The 17,238-nt window shown below is 39.3% G+C and carries 14 protein-coding genes and 2 pseudogenes; 3 read left to right on the top strand and 13 right to left on the bottom strand.

The genetic code is table 11. From position 1 onward, the window contains the following. Positions 1-117: 117 nt before the first annotated feature. Together ttcA and A7968_RS13605 are read left to right on the top strand one after the other, a co-directional pair. On the top strand, positions 118-1,011 hold the full coding sequence (gene ttcA, locus A7968_RS13610) for a tRNA 2-thiocytidine(32) synthetase TtcA (RefSeq protein ID WP_064667110.1): 894 nt from the start codon (positions 118-120) through the stop codon (positions 1,009-1,011). A gap of 312 nt (positions 1,012-1,323) precedes the next feature. After that, positions 1,324-5,868 carry an NACHT domain-containing protein gene (locus tag A7968_RS13605; RefSeq protein WP_064667109.1) on the top strand — a complete coding sequence of 1,515 codons (4,545 nt, stop codon included), beginning with the start codon at positions 1,324-1,326 and terminating at the stop codon, positions 5,866-5,868. Positions 5,869-6,115: 247 nt separating this feature from the next. Here A7968_RS13605 and A7968_RS22955 read toward each other — a convergent pair. The 13 genes and pseudogenes from A7968_RS22955 to ccoN form a co-directional block, all read right to left on the bottom strand. Then, positions 6,116-6,292: pseudogene (locus A7968_RS22955) on the bottom strand (IS66 family transposase); the annotation flags it as partial. 259 nt (positions 6,293-6,551) lie between these two features. Further along, the gene (locus A7968_RS13600; RefSeq protein WP_064667108.1) at positions 6,552-6,875 is read right to left on the bottom strand and encodes a hypothetical protein; all 324 of its coding nucleotides are present in this window, start codon (positions 6,873-6,875) and stop codon (positions 6,552-6,554) included. Between the two features lie 142 nt (positions 6,876-7,017). Then, positions 7,018-7,161, bottom strand: a pseudogene (locus A7968_RS23200) (tRNA 2-thiocytidine(32) synthetase TtcA); the annotation flags it as partial. A 74-nt stretch (positions 7,162-7,235) separates the two neighbouring features. Continuing rightward, positions 7,236-8,162: a universal stress protein UspE gene (gene uspE, locus A7968_RS13595; protein WP_064667107.1), complete on the bottom strand. Its 927-nt coding sequence runs from the start codon at positions 8,160-8,162 to the stop codon at positions 7,236-7,238. Positions 8,163-8,266: 104 nt separating this feature from the next. Continuing rightward, a complete protein-coding gene (locus A7968_RS13590) occupies positions 8,267-9,001 on the bottom strand; it encodes an FNR family transcription factor (RefSeq protein WP_064667106.1) in 735 nt (244 codons plus the stop codon). A gap of 41 nt (positions 9,002-9,042) precedes the next feature. Beyond that, positions 9,043-9,714 carry a sulfite exporter TauE/SafE family protein gene (locus A7968_RS13585; protein WP_064667105.1) on the bottom strand — a complete coding sequence of 224 codons (672 nt, stop codon included), beginning with the start codon at positions 9,712-9,714 and terminating at the stop codon, positions 9,043-9,045. Next, positions 9,707-9,874, bottom strand: a complete 168-nt coding sequence (gene ccoS, locus A7968_RS13580) for a cbb3-type cytochrome oxidase assembly protein CcoS (protein WP_064667104.1) — start codon at positions 9,872-9,874, stop codon at positions 9,707-9,709. Before ccoS ends, A7968_RS13585 begins: the two co-directional genes overlap by 8 nt. Then, positions 9,871-12,246, bottom strand: coding sequence for a heavy metal translocating P-type ATPase (locus A7968_RS13575; RefSeq protein ID WP_064667103.1), 2,376 nt, complete (start codon positions 12,244-12,246; stop codon positions 9,871-9,873). The genes ccoS and A7968_RS13575 overlap by 4 nt, the downstream gene beginning before the upstream one ends. A gap of 10 nt (positions 12,247-12,256) precedes the next feature. Beyond that, positions 12,257-12,748: a FixH family protein gene (locus tag A7968_RS13570; protein ID WP_064667102.1), complete on the bottom strand. Its 492-nt coding sequence runs from the start codon at positions 12,746-12,748 to the stop codon at positions 12,257-12,259. Positions 12,749-12,896: 148 nt separating this feature from the next. Then, positions 12,897-13,862 carry a cytochrome-c oxidase, cbb3-type subunit III gene (ccoP, locus tag A7968_RS13565; RefSeq protein WP_064667101.1) on the bottom strand — a complete coding sequence of 322 codons (966 nt, stop codon included), beginning with the start codon at positions 13,860-13,862 and terminating at the stop codon, positions 12,897-12,899. Next, a complete protein-coding gene (locus A7968_RS13560) occupies positions 13,859-14,044 on the bottom strand; it encodes a cbb3-type cytochrome oxidase subunit 3 (RefSeq protein WP_064667100.1) in 186 nt (61 codons plus the stop codon). Before A7968_RS13560 ends, ccoP begins: the two co-directional genes overlap by 4 nt. A 6-nt stretch (positions 14,045-14,050) precedes the next feature. Further along, positions 14,051-14,725 (bottom strand): cytochrome-c oxidase, cbb3-type subunit II, encoded by a 675-nt coding sequence (gene ccoO / locus A7968_RS13555; RefSeq protein WP_064667099.1) that lies wholly within the window; start codon positions 14,723-14,725, stop codon positions 14,051-14,053. A gap of 12 nt (positions 14,726-14,737) precedes the next feature. Next, positions 14,738-16,171 carry a cytochrome-c oxidase, cbb3-type subunit I gene (gene ccoN, locus A7968_RS13550; RefSeq protein WP_064667098.1) on the bottom strand — a complete coding sequence of 478 codons (1,434 nt, stop codon included), beginning with the start codon at positions 16,169-16,171 and terminating at the stop codon, positions 14,738-14,740. Between the two features lie 340 nt (positions 16,172-16,511). Between ccoN and A7968_RS13545 the strand changes: the two genes are divergently transcribed. Beyond that, a complete protein-coding gene (locus A7968_RS13545) occupies positions 16,512-16,934 on the top strand; it encodes a hypothetical protein (RefSeq protein ID WP_064667097.1) in 423 nt (140 codons plus the stop codon). The last annotated feature ends 304 nt before the right edge of the window (positions 16,935-17,238 follow it).

Here is a 17,238-nt window from a genome sequence, read left to right as displayed (position 1 = left end):
ATCCACTCTATTTTGTATTGATAGAATATTTCATCTACGCACTAAATACCGTATAATCCGCGCCAAACTTTCACTTATGTATAACTGCCAGTCACACTGGCTGTGTGGGCAAAATCAATGAACTTACAAGACACCGGAACAGATACGCTTGAACTAAATAAACTGCAAAAAAGACTCAGAAGAAATGTTGGTAATGCTATCACTGAGTATAATATGGTTGAAGATGGGGATGTTGTGATGGCTTGCATAAGTGGAGGGAAAGACTCATTTGCAATGCTCGACATTTTACTGCAGCTTCAAAAGTCAGCGCCAATAAAGTTTGATGTTATTGCAGTTAACTTAGATCAAAAGCAACCGGGTTTCCCTGAACATATTTTGCCTGATTATTTTGAGACCTTAGGTATACCATATTACATAGTAGACAAAGATACATATTCAGTTGTTCGAGACAAAATTCCAGAAGGTAAAACTACCTGTGGCCTTTGCTCGCGTCTTCGTCGTGGTACATTGTATTCATTTGCAGAAAAAATTGGTGCAACAAAGCTCGCACTTGGTCATCACATGGACGATATTGTCGAAACTATGTTTCTTAATATGTTTCATGGCTCTAGATTGAAAGCTATGCCTCCTAAACTACGATCTGATGATGGTCGTAATGTTGTTATTCGTCCATTATCCTACTGTCGAGAAAAAGATCTCATTACCTATGCTAAACATAAAGGCTACCCTATAATTCCTTGTAATTTATGTGGTTCACAAGAAAACTTACAACGGCAGTCGATTAAAGGGATGTTAATGGAATGGGATGAAAAGTCACCAGGCCGTGTTGAAAGCATATTTAAATCTATTCAAAACATTAGCCCAAGTCAATTAGCTGACAGGGAGTTATTCGATTTTGTCAATTTGCCATTAGCAAGAGATGGTGAGCGTGACGTTTACGAATTTAGTGAAGCCACAGTATCATCTACTAATATAGATGAATCACTATATATAGATGTTACTAATATATAGTATTGGTCAGCCAAGTTTGAACTTATAAATTTCACTTTTGTAATTTATAGAACTTATTAATCAAATCTCATAACTTCTACTATACCAAAATGCACTCAAATCTGACTCGTTACTCTCAACGAGTCAGATTTTAGCTTCCCCTGTTTTACTAGATATCTAATAAGTCAGCTTTTAACTTCCAACTAGAGGCTGGAGCCAAATTTTAGCTTTAAAATTTTCATACAATAAAGAAATTTCATTGGTGTTGGATTGAATAATCAATGATACTAATCTTATATACTTATAAAAAATAATGGTTTAAGGGAGAGTGTTTTGAGTGAGTTAGGCTATCTCAACGTAGTTGAAACAGAGGATGTACTCATATTACGTGAGAGAATAGCATCAACAGATGTTATTCAATCTGAAGTTCGCTCAATGCCATTTCACCTATTGGCACCAGAACACTTTGAGTTACTTTTATGGGATTTATTTTACACTGGCTGTAACAATACTGAGTTAGAATTTGATAAGTCGCGCCTAATGATTACTGGTGCAGATCAAGGTCGAGATGTATGGTTAACAAATAATGGTGTACCAGCAGGATTAGTCCAATGTAAAAGAGAAGGAAAAAAGTATTCTCGAAAGGATGTATTAAAAGAAGTCGTTAAATTTCTTTTACATAGTGAACTAACCCCTGACTTATTACCATACCCAGAAGACTTTACATATTGTCTAGCACTGAGTACCGATCCAAAAGCGGAAGTTGATGATTTCTTTGAAAAGCCATTCAATTGGTTAAAAGAAAATAAGGTTGAAGTAGAGTCTGCAACTAAGCTAGTGATTAAGAGCTACCAACGATTTAAGAACACTGAATCTGGCGATGTAATTGATAGTATTTTCTCTAAAATTCAAAGTATGAGCTACCAGTTAATCCGCCCACATGAACTAAACCGATGGCTCGATATAAATCAAGATGTTCGTAAGCGATTCTTCAAATTACCTCAAGATATTCATCAACCTCCTTCTGGTTCATATAGTTATAAACTAGTGTTAGCCGATTTAAAGCACGCAAGCTTACCACTTCATAATTGGCAAAAGACTATTGAGAATCGCTTTATAAAACGGCCTGAACTAGAAACGCTAGAACATCGTTTAAAGACAGAGGAAAGCAATTGTTATCTACTCATAGGGGGAGCTGGTTCTGGCAAATCTTCACTGCTTTCTTCACTTTATGAACGGCTACTTGATACCCAGTTTACTGTTTTAGCGATTAAAGCTGATGAGTTAGATAAAGATATTAACGACCTAGAAGAGCTAGCCTCCTTTCTAAAATGTGAAGGACAGGGCAGCCTAGTAGCCTCACTACTTGAACTTTCTCAAGAATCTCCGCTCGTGTTAATCATCGACCAAATGGATGCTGTAAGTGAGGTTATGGATCAAAGCTCCAGCCGTTTTAGAGTATTAATAGACCTCATTTTAGGCTTAAAAGAATATTTCGAGGCTAGAAAAACGTACCCGATTCACATAATTGCATCCTCAAGACCATTTGAAGCTAGTTTTGACACTAGATTCACTCAGCTAAACGCTGAAGAGATCAACCTCAATCCTTTACCTAAGAAAGACGTCGAACTCTTTCTTGAAGAGATAAACATTCATAAAGCTAGTATTCCAGCTTCGATGTATCCAACACTCCAAGTTCCCTTTGCCCTCAGCTTATATGTCAGCTTGGTGAAAGCCGGCGATAATAAAATGGAGATTACATCTAAAAACCTGTTATCACGATGGCTTGAGAAAAAGCTGGCAAATGATCCTTTGAAGGAGCAATGTAATAAATTCTTACAACGCTTAGCTTCCGATATGGTTCGCGAAGAGGTTCTTCGACGCCCCATTAATGCATATACTTTCGATTACCAACCTCTACTCACAAAATTGGAATCAGTAGGTATACTAGTACTTTTTGGAGATAATATCGGCTTCAGTCACCAAGCCTGGTTAGACGACTTTCAGTCACAGTCCTTCCTTACTGATGATAGCAATTTCTACGAATTTGTTCTTGAAAAACAAAATGGACTGTTTTCTAGGAGTACCATATTAAGAGGACTTGAGTACCTCCGAGAGCATGATAAACCTCAGTACCATCAAATTATGGATAGGCTATTGTTTGATCCGTCTGTACGTCGCCATATTTACCACCTTCTGATCGATGTTATGACATCGACCCTATCTCCCGACTACGAGGACGCTGAGCGAATCTTTCGAGTAATAGAAGACGGTGACGCTCTTGCATCAAGGGTCATTTCAAAGACTGCAAGAAAGTGGAGTCTTTGGCGCGAATATTTAGCAGATGAACTTTCGTCACTAATGCAAAATCCAATGCTTATCGAAGATGTGATTTTATGGCTGATTGAGGAAGTTAAATCTGATGAAAATAACGTTATTTATTTGATCGAAAGCTACTGGAAAGGTGAGGAGTATCATACGCCTAGCTTTCATGTGCTATCCCGTTCAAAAGCATCATCAGCAGGAGCAATCCAGCTAGTAGAAGCCATTATATCAACAAAAATAATTGATACACATTCGATATCGAGATATATCCAAGATTTGTTCGAAAACTCGAAACATGACTCTGCATTACAATTACTAATAACATGGCTGTACGCTGAGCGCGACAAAATCTTATGGGAATCTTCTTTGTCGATTGAAAGCTATATAATTGCTCACCCTTCAATGTTCATAGAGGTTCTGTTCCCATGGTTTATAGAAATACTGGATGAAGGTGAAGTACAACAGGAAATTTCAAGAACTTTTAGAAGCTCTGCCTCTTTCGGTGATGACTTTGACGAAATCTCTAAAGGGGGTGGAATGGTTGGGATTTTACTAAAAGCGTTAGTTTGTTTAGCCACTAACAATCCGTCCCAATTCACTTTAACAGCGAAAAAGTTTTCAAGTGTAGATTTTGATGAAGTTCAATCATTATTAGTGATAGCTTTTGCTTCAAATCCCACGGCATTAACTTCCGATATTGTAAGTTACCTTATTGAGAATGAGGCTAGACTTTGCATTGGTCATGGCTATTTTAGCGACGACCAAAATATAATGCGGTCTGTTAACGGACACTTAACTATGATGTTGCTTGAGGAAAGCTCATCTCATTGGACGCTCCTACAAGCAGAATTAGTTAGAGATACTATAGAAAGCTACACACTTAACCCTCTAAGTGCCTACCCAGACGTAAAGACCCGTCATTATATTCGTTCGAAAAATGAAGAATATCGCTTATCTTTACTAGCACGATTACCAAGTCAGATCTTAACACCTCGCAGGCGGCGACAAATATTCGAGCGTGATACCTATGGACAACTTAAAATTGGTCAACGGTGCCAAGTCGGTACCTTATCGTGTATTAGTTCACCAATGTCAGCTGAGCAAATGAAATTATCGTCTGTAGAAAATATTATGAATATGCTCGATAGGCTTAGTGACCCGACTATAGTTACTGAAACTAAATGGCGACACTGGAGAGGTGCTGAAATTTCCGCGTTCTCACAAGCATTCAGTCAATTTGCTATTGCTGAGCCACAAAAAGCCACCTTCATGCTACGAACCCATTTTGTTAAGAGCGTACATGAAAGAATTGCTGGCGATGCTGTCGCCCAGTTAAGTTCTATTAAGACCCTTACAACAAATGAAATAAAGACATTAATCAACGATCTAAATTCAAAGGGGTTTACAGACAAGGAATGGGTTAGCGGGGTTGCACGAGCCTATGAGGAAATAGCACGCAGAGAGAAAGGGCTTAACTCCATAGAGATAGCCCTGCTTGTTGAGTATCTACATCACCAGATTGATAAAGAAGTTGATTCCATTGATCACTATGATCAATCAAATGACGATGCCATTTTGTTTGGACGAGGAGGAGGGTTTAGTTATAGCTCTACTGCTAGCATTAATATCTTGAATGCAATTTATATGGGATTACTAGCCAGAAAAAGACCAGATTACGATCAATGGATTTGTATCCTTTTAAGCTACCTTCAAGTATCGAAATCAGAAAGCAACTGGCAATTTATATTAACTATACAGGGAGAGCAGCTATATTGGGCAAATGAAGATAAGATCAACGCCTTATTCGAGAGCTTACTTACGTCTGTTCCTGTACTATTTGAAAGCCCTATACTTGTTCATACATTATGGAGGCTAGTAGAGCGGCTTAAAGAATCGTTGTTAATGCAGATTCTAATGCAGTGGGGAAATAGTAATGATACTTGTAAGCAGGCTGCCGCCGAACTGATATCAGGGTTAGTAATTTCAAATCGTGCAAGTAAAAAAATGGCAGTTTATTGGGATAGTTTGTTGCAGTCAGGTAATGTAGTAGTGAATAAAGGTGGAATCTATGCTGCTGCTTCAGGTTGGTATTACCAAAGTAATATTCGAGCAAACTCACATGAGATGCTTATGAGTTGTATGCGTGTAGATACAACACAAATCGCCTCTGCATTAAATTCACTATTCCCATTTAATAAGAAGCTGCCCCAGGATGATATAACTTTACAATTGCTTTTATTTTTGTCTGAGCAGCCCGAGCTTGTAAAGCTTCTAAATTCACGCAACATACTTGAAGCATTAGTTAATATCAATCCTCGGCCTAAAGCATTACGAGCGATATTACTTATATTAAAAGCTATTCTTGATAAGAAACTAGAAAAAAAACCTCATGGCTATTTACAAGATGTAGACAAATTAATTGAGCTAACAGTTACCTTACAAAGAACAACTCCGTCTATTAAAGAACAAGCAATGTCAATGTATGAGAGGCTCTTGGATACGGTTCCATATCAAGCAGAGCAAGCGGCAGAGGCGGCGTCAAGGTCTTCATAGCAAAATGAAAAATGTCATAGCAATTAAGCAGGGCTTCGGTTTAACTATCCTGACACAGGGGGCTATTTAGTAAGTGAATAGCTATCGACACCTAGCCTAGCTTAATTTTCTTGGGTAATAGCGGTTCAAAGTTATTCTGCTGCTCAGCAAGGTGTTCAAAGCAAATAGAGATATAGTTATGCACCATAAGATCGTTGGCCTTTGCAATTTCAACAAGACTATAAAGTATGGTACTCGTATTACATCATTACTGATATTGAGAGCAGCCAATTTTTCGGCCTATCACGAACGGTTTTATGGCTCGCGTTGCGCGGTTGTTATCAATACTGAGCCTGCTAATATCAAGATAACGCCGGAACTTTTCAAACTGATTTATCGCATAGTTGCTGGCTATACTAAACACCATTTTCGATGGAATTCTATTTTGATACTTTTCAAAAAATAATAATTTTTATTCAACATTTATGAAAATTGCTGTTAAAGTTAGATAAGTAAAAATAGCTACTTTTGACGAGGGCATAAATGAAGTCAACATCTAGAAAGATAGATTTCGTAGCATTGGTCAGTTCAGATAAAATAACATTAAACTCCAACCCTTTAGTGGAAATAGATACTATATCTCGGGTATTCATAGCAATGGTATTTTACTGTTGCAATCTAAATTGGGGTGGGACACCTGCACATTATCTGGGGGTGTTTATGGAATAAATTTGATCTTTTTGATCCAAAGCGCTTTTATTCATTCTCATTGAAGCGTAAAAATTACTAATCTCTGCTTCTGTTAATAGTTCTCCTGTTGAAATCCTCTCCTCTAAGTTAATTGCTTTTGATTTGAAATAATTCAAAATAATTTTTAATTCATTGGCTATTCGAAATTTTGTAGCGATAGATGAATGAAAAAAAGTTGTATACAAAAAAGCATTTGCTAAAGGTTCTACAGGGATGTGATTCTCATCTATGAAGGCAATAAAGCGTTTATCCCCAAGACGGTATTTACTGACATTCATACTTTACAAATTTTTTTTGAATAATAAGGTGTTCTTATAAAATAGCAGACTTTACATATTTTTGTGGAAAATAAAATTAATAATAGATATCAAAAGGGGGAAGTAGGTGAAAGATGCTTTACAATATAGTTATTGAATATAATTTGCCACCGGATAAGCAGACCATGATGCGATCGCCTTCTTCAATCATATTGAAGTCCATCACTGCTTGACCAGTTTGGCGACGTAAGCGCTTTTGTAACTTATTGAAGTTAAATTGAGCTTTGGCTTGAACAGAATGCGACATTACGGCCCCTTGAATACTATGCGTAAAATAAAGGGGCGTATTATATGCTGAAAAATCTAATCAACAAAGCTTATTTAGTTTTTCGCAAGTGGACTGACGTAGCCATCGGGTTTTAGTGCTAATACATCGCAGTCTAAACTGTCGATAACATGCTCAGCAGTGTTCCCCACTAATGCAGCGCTTAAGCCGGTACGACCAACGGTGCCTATGACAACCAATTCACTTTTCAAACGCTTAGCGACATCCGGGATCACATCCTCCGGTAGCCCCTCTTCAATAACACAGTTTTGCTGACTAATTTTATGTTTCGCGGCTAACTCTTGGGTTGATTCAATATGGTGTTTTTTAACCGATTCATTGTAAACACTCGGATTAAACTCTGGAATTTCAATTGCAATATTTACCGGTGTTGCAGGGTAGGCGTTGACCAGACTTAAACTGGCGTTGGCAAGTTCACATAAAAACTGCGCGTCTTTAATAATACGATGATTTAAATCAAGGTGTTGTTGGTTCTCACTAACGGCATTAACAGCCGCTAATATATTTCCTTGTGCAGGCCATGCTTGATCTTTGACTAACAAGACAGGCGCTGGACATTTGCGAATTAAGTGCCAGTCTGTTGGCGTAAAAATGACTGATTTCAGAGTGTCGTGCTGGTGGGTGCCTTTGACGACTAAATCAAACTGATTGTTGATGACGGTATCGATGATCGCCTCGTAGGCACGATTGTGCCACACTACTTGACTTTGAATTTTGATCTCTGGGTATAGTGCCAAAATGTCATCAAGCCATAATTGACGGTCTTTCACGACGGCGTTACGCATTGCTTCACGCTCATCACCGGAGAGCATTGTGGTCATTTCATAGGAAAAATCATAAATGCTCATGAAAGCGGTGATACTGGCACCGGATTTTTTAGCAAGTTCAATAGAGCGGGATAAACCATGCTGCGAGTCAGCAGTTGGATCGATAATAGCGAGGATCTGTTTGATACTGTTCATAAGCTGCTCCTTTAACTACATTCTATGTCTAGATAATACTTACAGTGTAACGTATTTCATCAGTAGTTAAAGTAACAGCAAAGCAGATGTTGCGCTAGATCAAGTTATTTTGGGTGAATGGCCGCGGCGGCAGATAAACCGTCACTATCTAAAATAGTAATAAATTTACCTTCGACTTTTATTAAATTAGCTTTTTGAAAGCGACTTAATAAACGACTAATTGTTTCAACTGTTAAGCCAAGGTAATTACCAATTTCACCACGCGTCATGGTAAAGCGAAATTCTTTACGGGAAAAGCCACGCTCACCAAAGCGATTAGATAAATTAAAAATAAAACTGGCTAAACGTTCTTCAGCGGATTTCTTATTCAGTGACAGTAACATTTCTTGATCATAGTTAATTTCACTGCTCATCAAACGCATAATTTGTTGGCGTAGCTTGGGTAATTTGCCAGACAATTCATCTAATGTGTCAAATGGGATTTCACACACCATTGATGTTTCAAGTGCTTGAGAAAAGCTTTGATGAGTCATCTTATTTATTGCATCAAAACCAATTAAATCACCTGCTAAGTGAAAGCCAGTGATTTGCTCGTCACCTTGTTCAGAGAGAGTGTATGATTTAAATGAACCAGAACGAACTGCAAAAATAGCGTTTAATGGCGCACCCGACTCAAACAGGAAATCACCTTTATGTAATGGCTTTTTACGCTCGATGATTTCATCGAGTTTATCCATTTCTTGACCATTGAGGGTGAAGGGCAAACATAATTGGCTAATACTGCAGTCGTTGCAGCTGATAGTGCAATTGTTTTTAGCTTTGTTGTGTGATAAATCCATTAGTTCAGTCCATAAAATGATGTCACATTAATCTGCTAAGATTAATGCAGCAGCCGATCAGTTGCAATAATAAGTAAGTAAACCCCATACCAAATAAGCATACTGCCCAATGCTATGCGCGCCCATGGGTGGTTTAATACTTTATGTAATATTTGTGCGCCCATGCCTATACTAAACATGGCCGGAAATGTACCAAGAGCAAAAAATAGCATGACCAAAGCGCCATCAGAGGCTGTTTTACTAGTCATAGCCCACGTTAGCGCTGAATAGACTAAACCACATGGCAACCAGCCCCATAATGCGCCATAAGCAATTGCTTTAGGTACTGAGTTGATTGGCATTATAAAGCGGTTTAGCTTCACTAAGTGCTGCCACACTAAGGTTTTTCCTAGCGACTCAAGCCATTGTAAGCTTACGCCTAAACGCATGATGTACAAGCCAACTAAGATCATAAATAGGCCACTTAATAATGCTAACGTTAACGCGACCCAATGATTTTGTGTGGCAAAATGGCTGCTGATCCCAGCAACCAGTGCTCCCGCTAACATATAACTACCAGCGCGTCCGACGTTATACGCAATAGAGTACTGTAAGGGACGGGTTTTATCAGTGGCTAATTGTAAGGAGCTGGCAATACCGCCACACATCGCAATACAGTGACCACTGCCAATCAACCCCATAATGAATGCGCTGACGAATAACGGATCAATCATTGCTTTTTTTGTGCTGCTCTTTATCGTCTTCAAACAAAATACTGTGACCTTGCTTGTTCAAATCAGAAAACTGCTCACCGCGAACAGCCCAAAAGAACACCCCAATTGCAATCAATATAAATAAAATAGCAATGGGGACTAGGATATAAATGATACTCATAACTTTAATAACCTCAGTGAGTTACTAATCACAATAATGGAACTTGCCGACATCCCAATGACCGCCATCCAAGGCGCCACAAGACCTAGTGCCGCAAGCGGTAAGATTGAGCCATTATAGAGTAATGACAGTGCTAAATTTTGTTTTATTATTCGGCGTGTTTTTTTCGATACCGTTAATAAATGCTCGATAGCGGCTAAATCACTATTGAGTAATACCACATCGGCGGTATTTTTGGAAATATCGGCACCAGTTTCCATTGCAATAGATAAATGTGCACTGTTAAAAACAGGGCTGTCGTTCACACCATCGCCGACCATTGCAACAATCTCACCTTGGCTGGACCAGCGTTGTACTTCACTTTGTTTATCTTCAGGCAAGCAGCCGACTTTATAACTATCAAGTTTGAGCTTTTTAGCAATTTGTTGGCCAGCAGTAGAGGCATCCCCCGTTAGCATATGACAGCTTAACCCTTGCTGTTGTAAAGAGGTGATTAATTGTGCTGCATTGTTTTTTACTTCATCTACAAAATAAAAGTTAGCAACCGGTTGTTGATCAATATAAAAAGTGGCTTGGGCATTCCCTTTTTTACTGTTAAACCAGCCGCTTTTACCTATTGCATAATGATGAGTGTCATCTTCACCGGTGATGCCAAGACCCGGATGAATTTTAATGTTGGTTAAATGACGTTGTCCCGAGGTAAACTCAGTAAAGGCTGTGGCGATAGGGTGCTCAGAGTAGCTTTCGAGCTGAGCGGCTAAAGCTAAAATTTGCTTTTTAGATAGAGAACCTGATAATAAATCAACGGCATCGAGTGTAAACCGTCCTTGCGTTAACGTGCCGGTTTTATCAAATGCAACGCGGGTCAATTGCGGCAGAGTTTCGAGGACATGTGATTGCTTAATGAGTATGCCTTTACGAGTCAAGGTTGCCACAGCGCAGGTAAGTGCGGTTGGAATAGCTAAACTTAGTGCACAAGGGCAGGTTGCTACAAGCACTGCAATGGTGATCCAAAATGCATGTTCAGGGTCGACCTGGTACCAGCCTATAGCAGTGATAGAAGCAAATATTAGTAAACAAGCTACAAACCATTGTGCAACTTTATCAGTAATTTCTACTAACTTTGGACGAGTGGCAAGTGCGTTGTGCTGTAGTTTTATTATCTGATTTAAAAGTGTGTTTTGGCCAATTTTGTTGATGTGAATTTCAATCACGCCATCATGATTGACCGTTCCTGCAAAAACTTGATGGTCAATGTATTTATTTACAGGCAAATGTTCACCAGTCATCATTGACTCGTCAACCGTGGTACTGCCCGCACAGATAATGCCATCTGCAGGAATGGTTTCACCAGCTTTAATTAAGACTCGATCATCAAGTTGCAGCTTTTTAGCTGCAATAATACGTTCTTGGCCGTCAGCATCTAATTTACGAGCTGTAAGTGGGAGAAGTTTTTGCAAGTTAGCAGTAAATTCGCTGGCTTTAAGGCGGGCACGAAACTCTAAATATTTACCTAGTAATAGTAAAAAAGTAAACATACAAATCGATTCGAAATAGACCTCGCCAACGGCCATAACGGTTGCATAGCTACTGGCGGCATATGCGCCAAAAATAGCCAATGAAACGGGTAAATCCATATTAAGTTGTTTTGCTTTTAAACCATTAATTGCGTTGGTTAAAAAGGGCATCGCGCTGTAAAGAATAACCGGTGAGGCAAGTATTAGACTGATCCAGCGAAAATACTGTTCAAAGTTATCTTCCATACCAGAGAACATACCAAAATACATGGCAAATGCGAACATCATCACTTGCATGGTCATTAAACCAGCTACACCTAGCCTGCGTATGTAGGCTTTGGCAACCAGTTGTTTTTGGCTTGCTTCAAGATCGGCTTGAAACGGGTATGCCTTGTAACCAATTTCATGTAATGATTTGATTATGTCGCTCAGTGGCAAGAGCGCTTTATGCCACTGGATCATTGCACGGTTGGTTGATGTGTTTACATCTACGCGTTTTACTGCTGGCATATTCAGCAGTTGTTTTTCAATGAGCCATGCGCACGCAGCGCAGGTGATGCCCTCAACAGTAAGGAGCACTTCACTTACATCAGCGTTTGTGGCGATAAACTCATCTTGAATATCTTCATTATCGTAACTTTTGATAAGCTCAAGCTGCGCAGGGACAAGCTGCTCAACTTTACCAGCGGTTACAGTTCTGAATTTATAATAATCGGTCATGCCTTGGGCGACAATTGTTTCAGCGACAGTTTGACAGCCAATACAGCACATTGGCTGTGCGCTTCCGTCGATCACTACGCTAGCGGTAAAGCCGCTAGGTACACTTTCAAGGCAATGAAAGCAATGCTTTGACATGATAGGGCGGCTACTTATATTCAGGGCTTATGGCAATACTTTGCCCACTTGGCAAAGTGATGTTCTCTTTGAGCTTCCAACTACCGTCGGTTGGCTCAATAAATACAGTATAAGTGCCATTAATAAATGGTTTGATAATCGCAGTAAATTCACCGTTCGCATTAGGTGTTAAATGAGTAGTAAAGTCATGATCCTGAATTGTGCGATGATAAAAAGACAGCTTTAACGAGTGAATATTACTGGTATCACCTTTATTGAATTTAAAGCTTACTTTGTCGCTAGCGACGTGCAAATCACCGTGTAGATATAACGCTTTAGCTTTATCGAATTTACTTAACTCTAAGTTAATTGCTTTGCCTTTTTTATAGTAATCATCAACCACCATATCTGGTCCATTGCCGATTGCGGTAATAAAAAGGGAAATACAACCAATAATGGCAACTAGCGGAAAGAAGATTAAGAACCAAGGCCAGAAATTTTTATACCAAGGAGTAAGAGTCATAAATACACTTAATTTGTTTACGATAAGGGCATTTTATAGGATTTAAATTGAAAAGACTAAAAAAAAGCCTCCAGATGGAGGCTTTTTTGATCTTAATTAATCTATTGAATTAAAAGATTAATTTATAAACATTTCATTAACGTTTTAATTAATTATCTTGCGATAAACTATATACATAAGCCGTTAATAGGTGGATTTTTTCTTCACCTAAAATGTCTTTCCACGCTGGCATTACACCTGCACGGCCATTAATGATCGTTTCTTCAACAGCGCGTTGTGAACCACCATACAACCAGATATTATCCGTTAGGTTAGGAGCGCCAAATGGTAGGTTATGAGCAACAGAGCCTTTACCATCTGCACCATGACACGCGGCACACATAGCAAATTTAGCTGCACCAGCGGCTGCATCTTTTTGGTTAACAGTACGGCCAGACAAGCTTAGTACATGAGCGGTCATTTCTTTAACGCCTTGCTCACCTAATGCTGCACCCCATGGTGGCATTGCGGCTATACGACCATGTAATAAAGTTTCTTTGATCTTGTCTGGTGTGCCACCGTATAACCAATCTTTATCTGTTAGGTTAGGAAAGCCTTGACCACCGCGTGCATCTGAACCATGACACTGTGAACAGTTTTGGGCGAATAAACGTTGACCAATTTCAAGCGCTTTTTCATCAGTAGCAAGCGTTTCGATATCTTGCTGTGCAAAAGCGGCAAAAATAGGACCAAAACGTTCTTCAGCTGCTTCATATTCTTTATCAAGCTTTACAAACTGACCATTCGCTTTGGCATCTTCAACAGCTTGTTTAGATTCCGCTAAAGAAGTTACACCTTGGTTAGAACTGGTCCACTTACCTAAACCTTCCCAGTTACCCAAACCTGGGTATGCTGCTAAGTAATAAACTGACCATACGAATGTTGCAAAGAACATGTAAGTCCACCACTTAGGCAGTGGGTTGTTTAGCTCTTCAATACCATCAAATTCATGCCCACAGCTTTCACCTTCTTTAACGCCTGCGTAGTTTGTTAAATTCCACACAAGTAAGCCAAAAATGATAAATAAGCAGGCAAGGGTTAATACAATAACCCATATACTCCAAAAGCTAGTCATTTCTCAGACCCCTTTTCCTCGTTAGAGATTGTATCGTTGTGTTTTTTTTCATCTTCAAAGATGACATTTGCGGCGTCTTTAAAACGTGTTTTACTACGTTTGCTGTACGCCCACACAACAATGACAATAAATAGTACTAAAATTACCAGAGTTAAAATGCCTCTGTATGTTCCGTAATCCATAATTAATTACTTCAAGTGTGTGCCAAGTTGTTGCAAATAAGCGATAAGGGCTTGCATTTCTGTTGCACCTTTACCCTCATTCATTGCATCAACTTTAGCAACGTCAGCGATTAGTTCTTCATCGCTACCATATCCTAAACCTGGGTGTGCTGGGTTTTCTGGATTAATAGCAAATGTATCACGGAAAATTTTAAGTTTTTTCAGAGTCAGGCTGGTATCAACGCGATTCTCTGCTAACCAAGGAAAGCCTGGCATGTTTGACTCAGGAACCACAGCGCGTGGGTCAACTAAGTGAGCGTAATGCCAGTCGTCCGAGTATCGTTTACCAACACGGGCAAGATCAGGACCAGTACGTTTTGAACCCCATTGGAAAGGGTGATCCCATACTGATTCGCCCGCGACAGAGTAATGGCCATAACGTTCTACTTCGTCACGGAAAGGGCGGATCATTTGTGAGTGACAGTTATAACAACCTTCACGTACATAGATATCACGACCTTCCATTTCAAGCGCGTTTAGTGGGCGTAAACCGTCCACAGGCTTTGTTGTATCGTCTTGGAACATCAGTGGCGTGATCTCTACCAATGCACCAAAGCTGATAGCAAAAACAGTCAAGATAGCCATCAGGCCGATATTCTTTTCGACTATTTCATGTTTGTTTTGTGAATTTTTATTGCTCATCATCTCGCTCCGTTATGCTAACTGTGCTTGCGCGTCTAATTTCAACGAATCATTTTTCGCAGAAATTGTACGGTAAACGTTATAAGCCATAACTAGCATACCCGCGACGATGAATACACCGCCTAAGAAGCGCATAACATAGAAAGGATGTGATGCTTGTAGCGACTGTACGAAGCTATACATTAATGTACCGTCAGCGTTAACCGCGCGCCACATTAGACCTTGCATAACACCTGAGATCCACATTGCAACTATGTAAAGTACAACACCTACGGTATGTAACCAGAAGTGGGTATTGACAAGTTTTACGCTGTACATACGACCTTGCGAGAATAATGCAGGGATAAGGTGATAAATAGCACCAATTGAAATCATCGCTACCCAACCTAGCGCACCTGAGTGAACGTGACCAACGGTCCAATCAGTGTAGTGAGACAATGCGTTTACAGATTTAATTGCCATCATCGGTCCCTCAAAGGTAGACATACCATAGAAAGATAATGAAACAACTAAGAAACGCAGCACTGGATCAGTACGTAGTTTGTGCCATGCACCTGATAACGTCATGATACCGTTGATCATGCCACCCCAAGATGGAACGAATAGGATAATAGACATAACCATGCCTAAACTTTGTGTCCAATCTGGCAGTGCCGTGTAGTGCAAGTGGTGAGGACCAGCCCAAATATAAAGCGAGATAAGTGCCCAAAAGTGAACAACTGATAAACGGTAAGAGTAAACTGGGCGACCTGCTTGTTTTGGTACAAAGTAATACATCATACCTAAGAAACCAGCCGTTAATAAGAAGCCAACAGCATTATGACCATACCACCACTGAACCATTGCATCTACAGCACCGGCGTAGATTGAATATGATTTAGTCAGTGATACTGGTACTGCCATGCTGTTAACAATATGAAGTACTGCAACAGTAATAATAAAGCCAGCATAGAACCAGTTAGCAACATAAATATGAGACACTTTACGTTTAGCAATAGTGCCCATAAATACAACTGCATAGGTAACCCAGACAATAGCGATTAGAATATCGATTGGCCACTCAAGCTCAGCATATTCTTTTGAACTTGTTATACCTAGAGGTAGAGTGATAACCGCAAGTACGATAACTAACTGCCAGCCCCAAAATGTAAAGGCGGCTAATTTGTCGGAAAGAAGGCGCGTTTGACAGGTACGTTGTACGACGTAATACGACGTCGCAAAAAGTGCACTTGTACCAAATGCGAAAATAACTGCGTTCGTGTGTAACGGACGAAGTCGAGAGTATGTTAACCATGGTGTATCAAAGTTAAGTGCTGGCCAAGCTAATTGGGCAGCAATCAGAACCCCAATACTCATGCCAACGATGCCCCAAATCACTGTCATAATAGCGAATTGGCGTACAACCTTATAGTTGTACTCAGTTTGTGATGCTACTGTTTGGCTCATTTTCTGGCTTCCGCTGCAATATATGCGTTTAGAAATGAATTACCCACTTTGTTAAAGTGGGGCCTACTATTTTTTCACAAGTATGTTATCAAAAACCCTCAATGCCTTGACTGCTTCAGAAAACAAACTCGAGAAACCCTTATTTTTGCGGGGAAATGATAAAATTTTTGGCCTAAAAAAGATAGGTCAATTGCATAAAATTATGACATCAATCAATTTTTCTCATTGAGTTGACTATTTTTGAGACACTTTTTGTACTTTTGCGTAATAATTCTGCTCAGCGGTTGTATTTTAACAGTCCGCTGATTAGTATCCGACTTTATTTTATCCAAGGAACGCTATGCCAATTAAATTTTTAATCGTGTTTTTAAGCGCATTAAAGCTATTAATTGCATGTGATTCACAAACGATAAGTATAGAAGAGCAGGCTCAAGCTGCAAGTTGTCTACCAAATCAAGTATGCCAATATAACAACCACGTCAAAATTTGGTTAGGAGAGCAAAAAGTAAGTCCAGAAACGCCTTTTGAAATTTATTTGTCTTTACCCAGTGGTTATACAGTGCAAAGCGCAAAGCTTGAAGGCATTACTATGTATATGGGGTTTATCCCCGTTTTCTTTGAAGCTAGTGATGGCCTGTTAGTTGCCCAGACTATGGTTGGGATTTGTGCAGAGCGAAACATGACTTGGAAATTAGCCCTCGCAGTTAAAAATCAGCAGGAGCAAGCTGAGCAAGTTTTTTATTACTTTAATGTGACTTATTAATAGCTACTTTAAGATTTTTATTGATCATAGCTTTATACTTCCCAATACCTCCCACATCCGCTCACAATCAACTATACCTTGCACGTTATAGCCATTTTTCAATGACTATTTTATGACAGTTAAATCAAATTGAACGTTAATTCGCACTATCCTATGCTTGTGAAAGTACATCTCCTTATAATTTACAGTTAATTTTCCTACTGCATAAAGCAACCTCATTTATTTCTTAAGCTGCAATGAACAGCACTAAATATATATATACACCTATAGATAAGGGGGTAATTAGCTTAAATACGCAAATTTA

Source organism: Pseudoalteromonas prydzensis (assembly GCF_001661495.1).
Classification (GTDB): domain Bacteria; phylum Pseudomonadota; class Gammaproteobacteria; order Enterobacterales; family Alteromonadaceae; genus Pseudoalteromonas; species Pseudoalteromonas prydzensis.
Note: the sequence above shows the minus strand (reverse complement) of the source record. Positions and strands in the feature narration are given on the sequence as shown.

What these genes read in the sequence shown, in the direction of transcription:
- ccoS (WP_064667104.1), bottom strand. Translation starts at nt 9,874, where the DNA reads ATGAGTATCATTTATATCCTAGTCCCCATTGCTATTTTATTTATATTG.
- ccoO (WP_064667099.1), bottom strand. Translation starts at nt 14,725, where the DNA reads ATGAGCAATAAAAATTCACAAAACAAACATGAAATAGTCGAAAAGAAT.
- A7968_RS13570 (WP_064667102.1), bottom strand. Translation starts at nt 12,748, where the DNA reads ATGACTCTTACTCCTTGGTATAAAAATTTCTGGCCTTGGTTCTTAATC.
- uspE (WP_064667107.1), bottom strand. Translation starts at nt 8,162, where the DNA reads ATGAACAGTATCAAACAGATCCTCGCTATTATCGATCCAACTGCTGAC.
- A7968_RS13585 (WP_064667105.1), bottom strand. Translation starts at nt 9,714, where the DNA reads ATGATTGATCCGTTATTCGTCAGCGCATTCATTATGGGGTTGATTGGC.
- ccoN (WP_064667098.1), bottom strand. Translation starts at nt 16,171, where the DNA reads ATGAGCCAAACAGTAGCATCACAAACTGAGTACAACTATAAGGTTGTA.
- ttcA (WP_064667110.1), top strand. Translation starts at nt 118, where the DNA reads ATGAACTTACAAGACACCGGAACAGATACGCTTGAACTAAATAAACTG.
- A7968_RS13590 (WP_064667106.1), bottom strand. Translation starts at nt 9,001, where the DNA reads ATGGATTTATCACACAACAAAGCTAAAAACAATTGCACTATCAGCTGC.
- A7968_RS13545 (WP_064667097.1), top strand. Translation starts at nt 16,512, where the DNA reads ATGCCAATTAAATTTTTAATCGTGTTTTTAAGCGCATTAAAGCTATTA.
- A7968_RS13575 (WP_064667103.1), bottom strand. Translation starts at nt 12,246, where the DNA reads ATGTCAAAGCATTGCTTTCATTGCCTTGAAAGTGTACCTAGCGGCTTT.
- A7968_RS13560 (WP_064667100.1), bottom strand. Translation starts at nt 14,044, where the DNA reads ATGGATTACGGAACATACAGAGGCATTTTAACTCTGGTAATTTTAGTA.
- A7968_RS13600 (WP_064667108.1), bottom strand. Translation starts at nt 6,875, where the DNA reads ATGAATGTCAGTAAATACCGTCTTGGGGATAAACGCTTTATTGCCTTC.
- ccoP (WP_064667101.1), bottom strand. Translation starts at nt 13,862, where the DNA reads ATGACTAGCTTTTGGAGTATATGGGTTATTGTATTAACCCTTGCCTGC.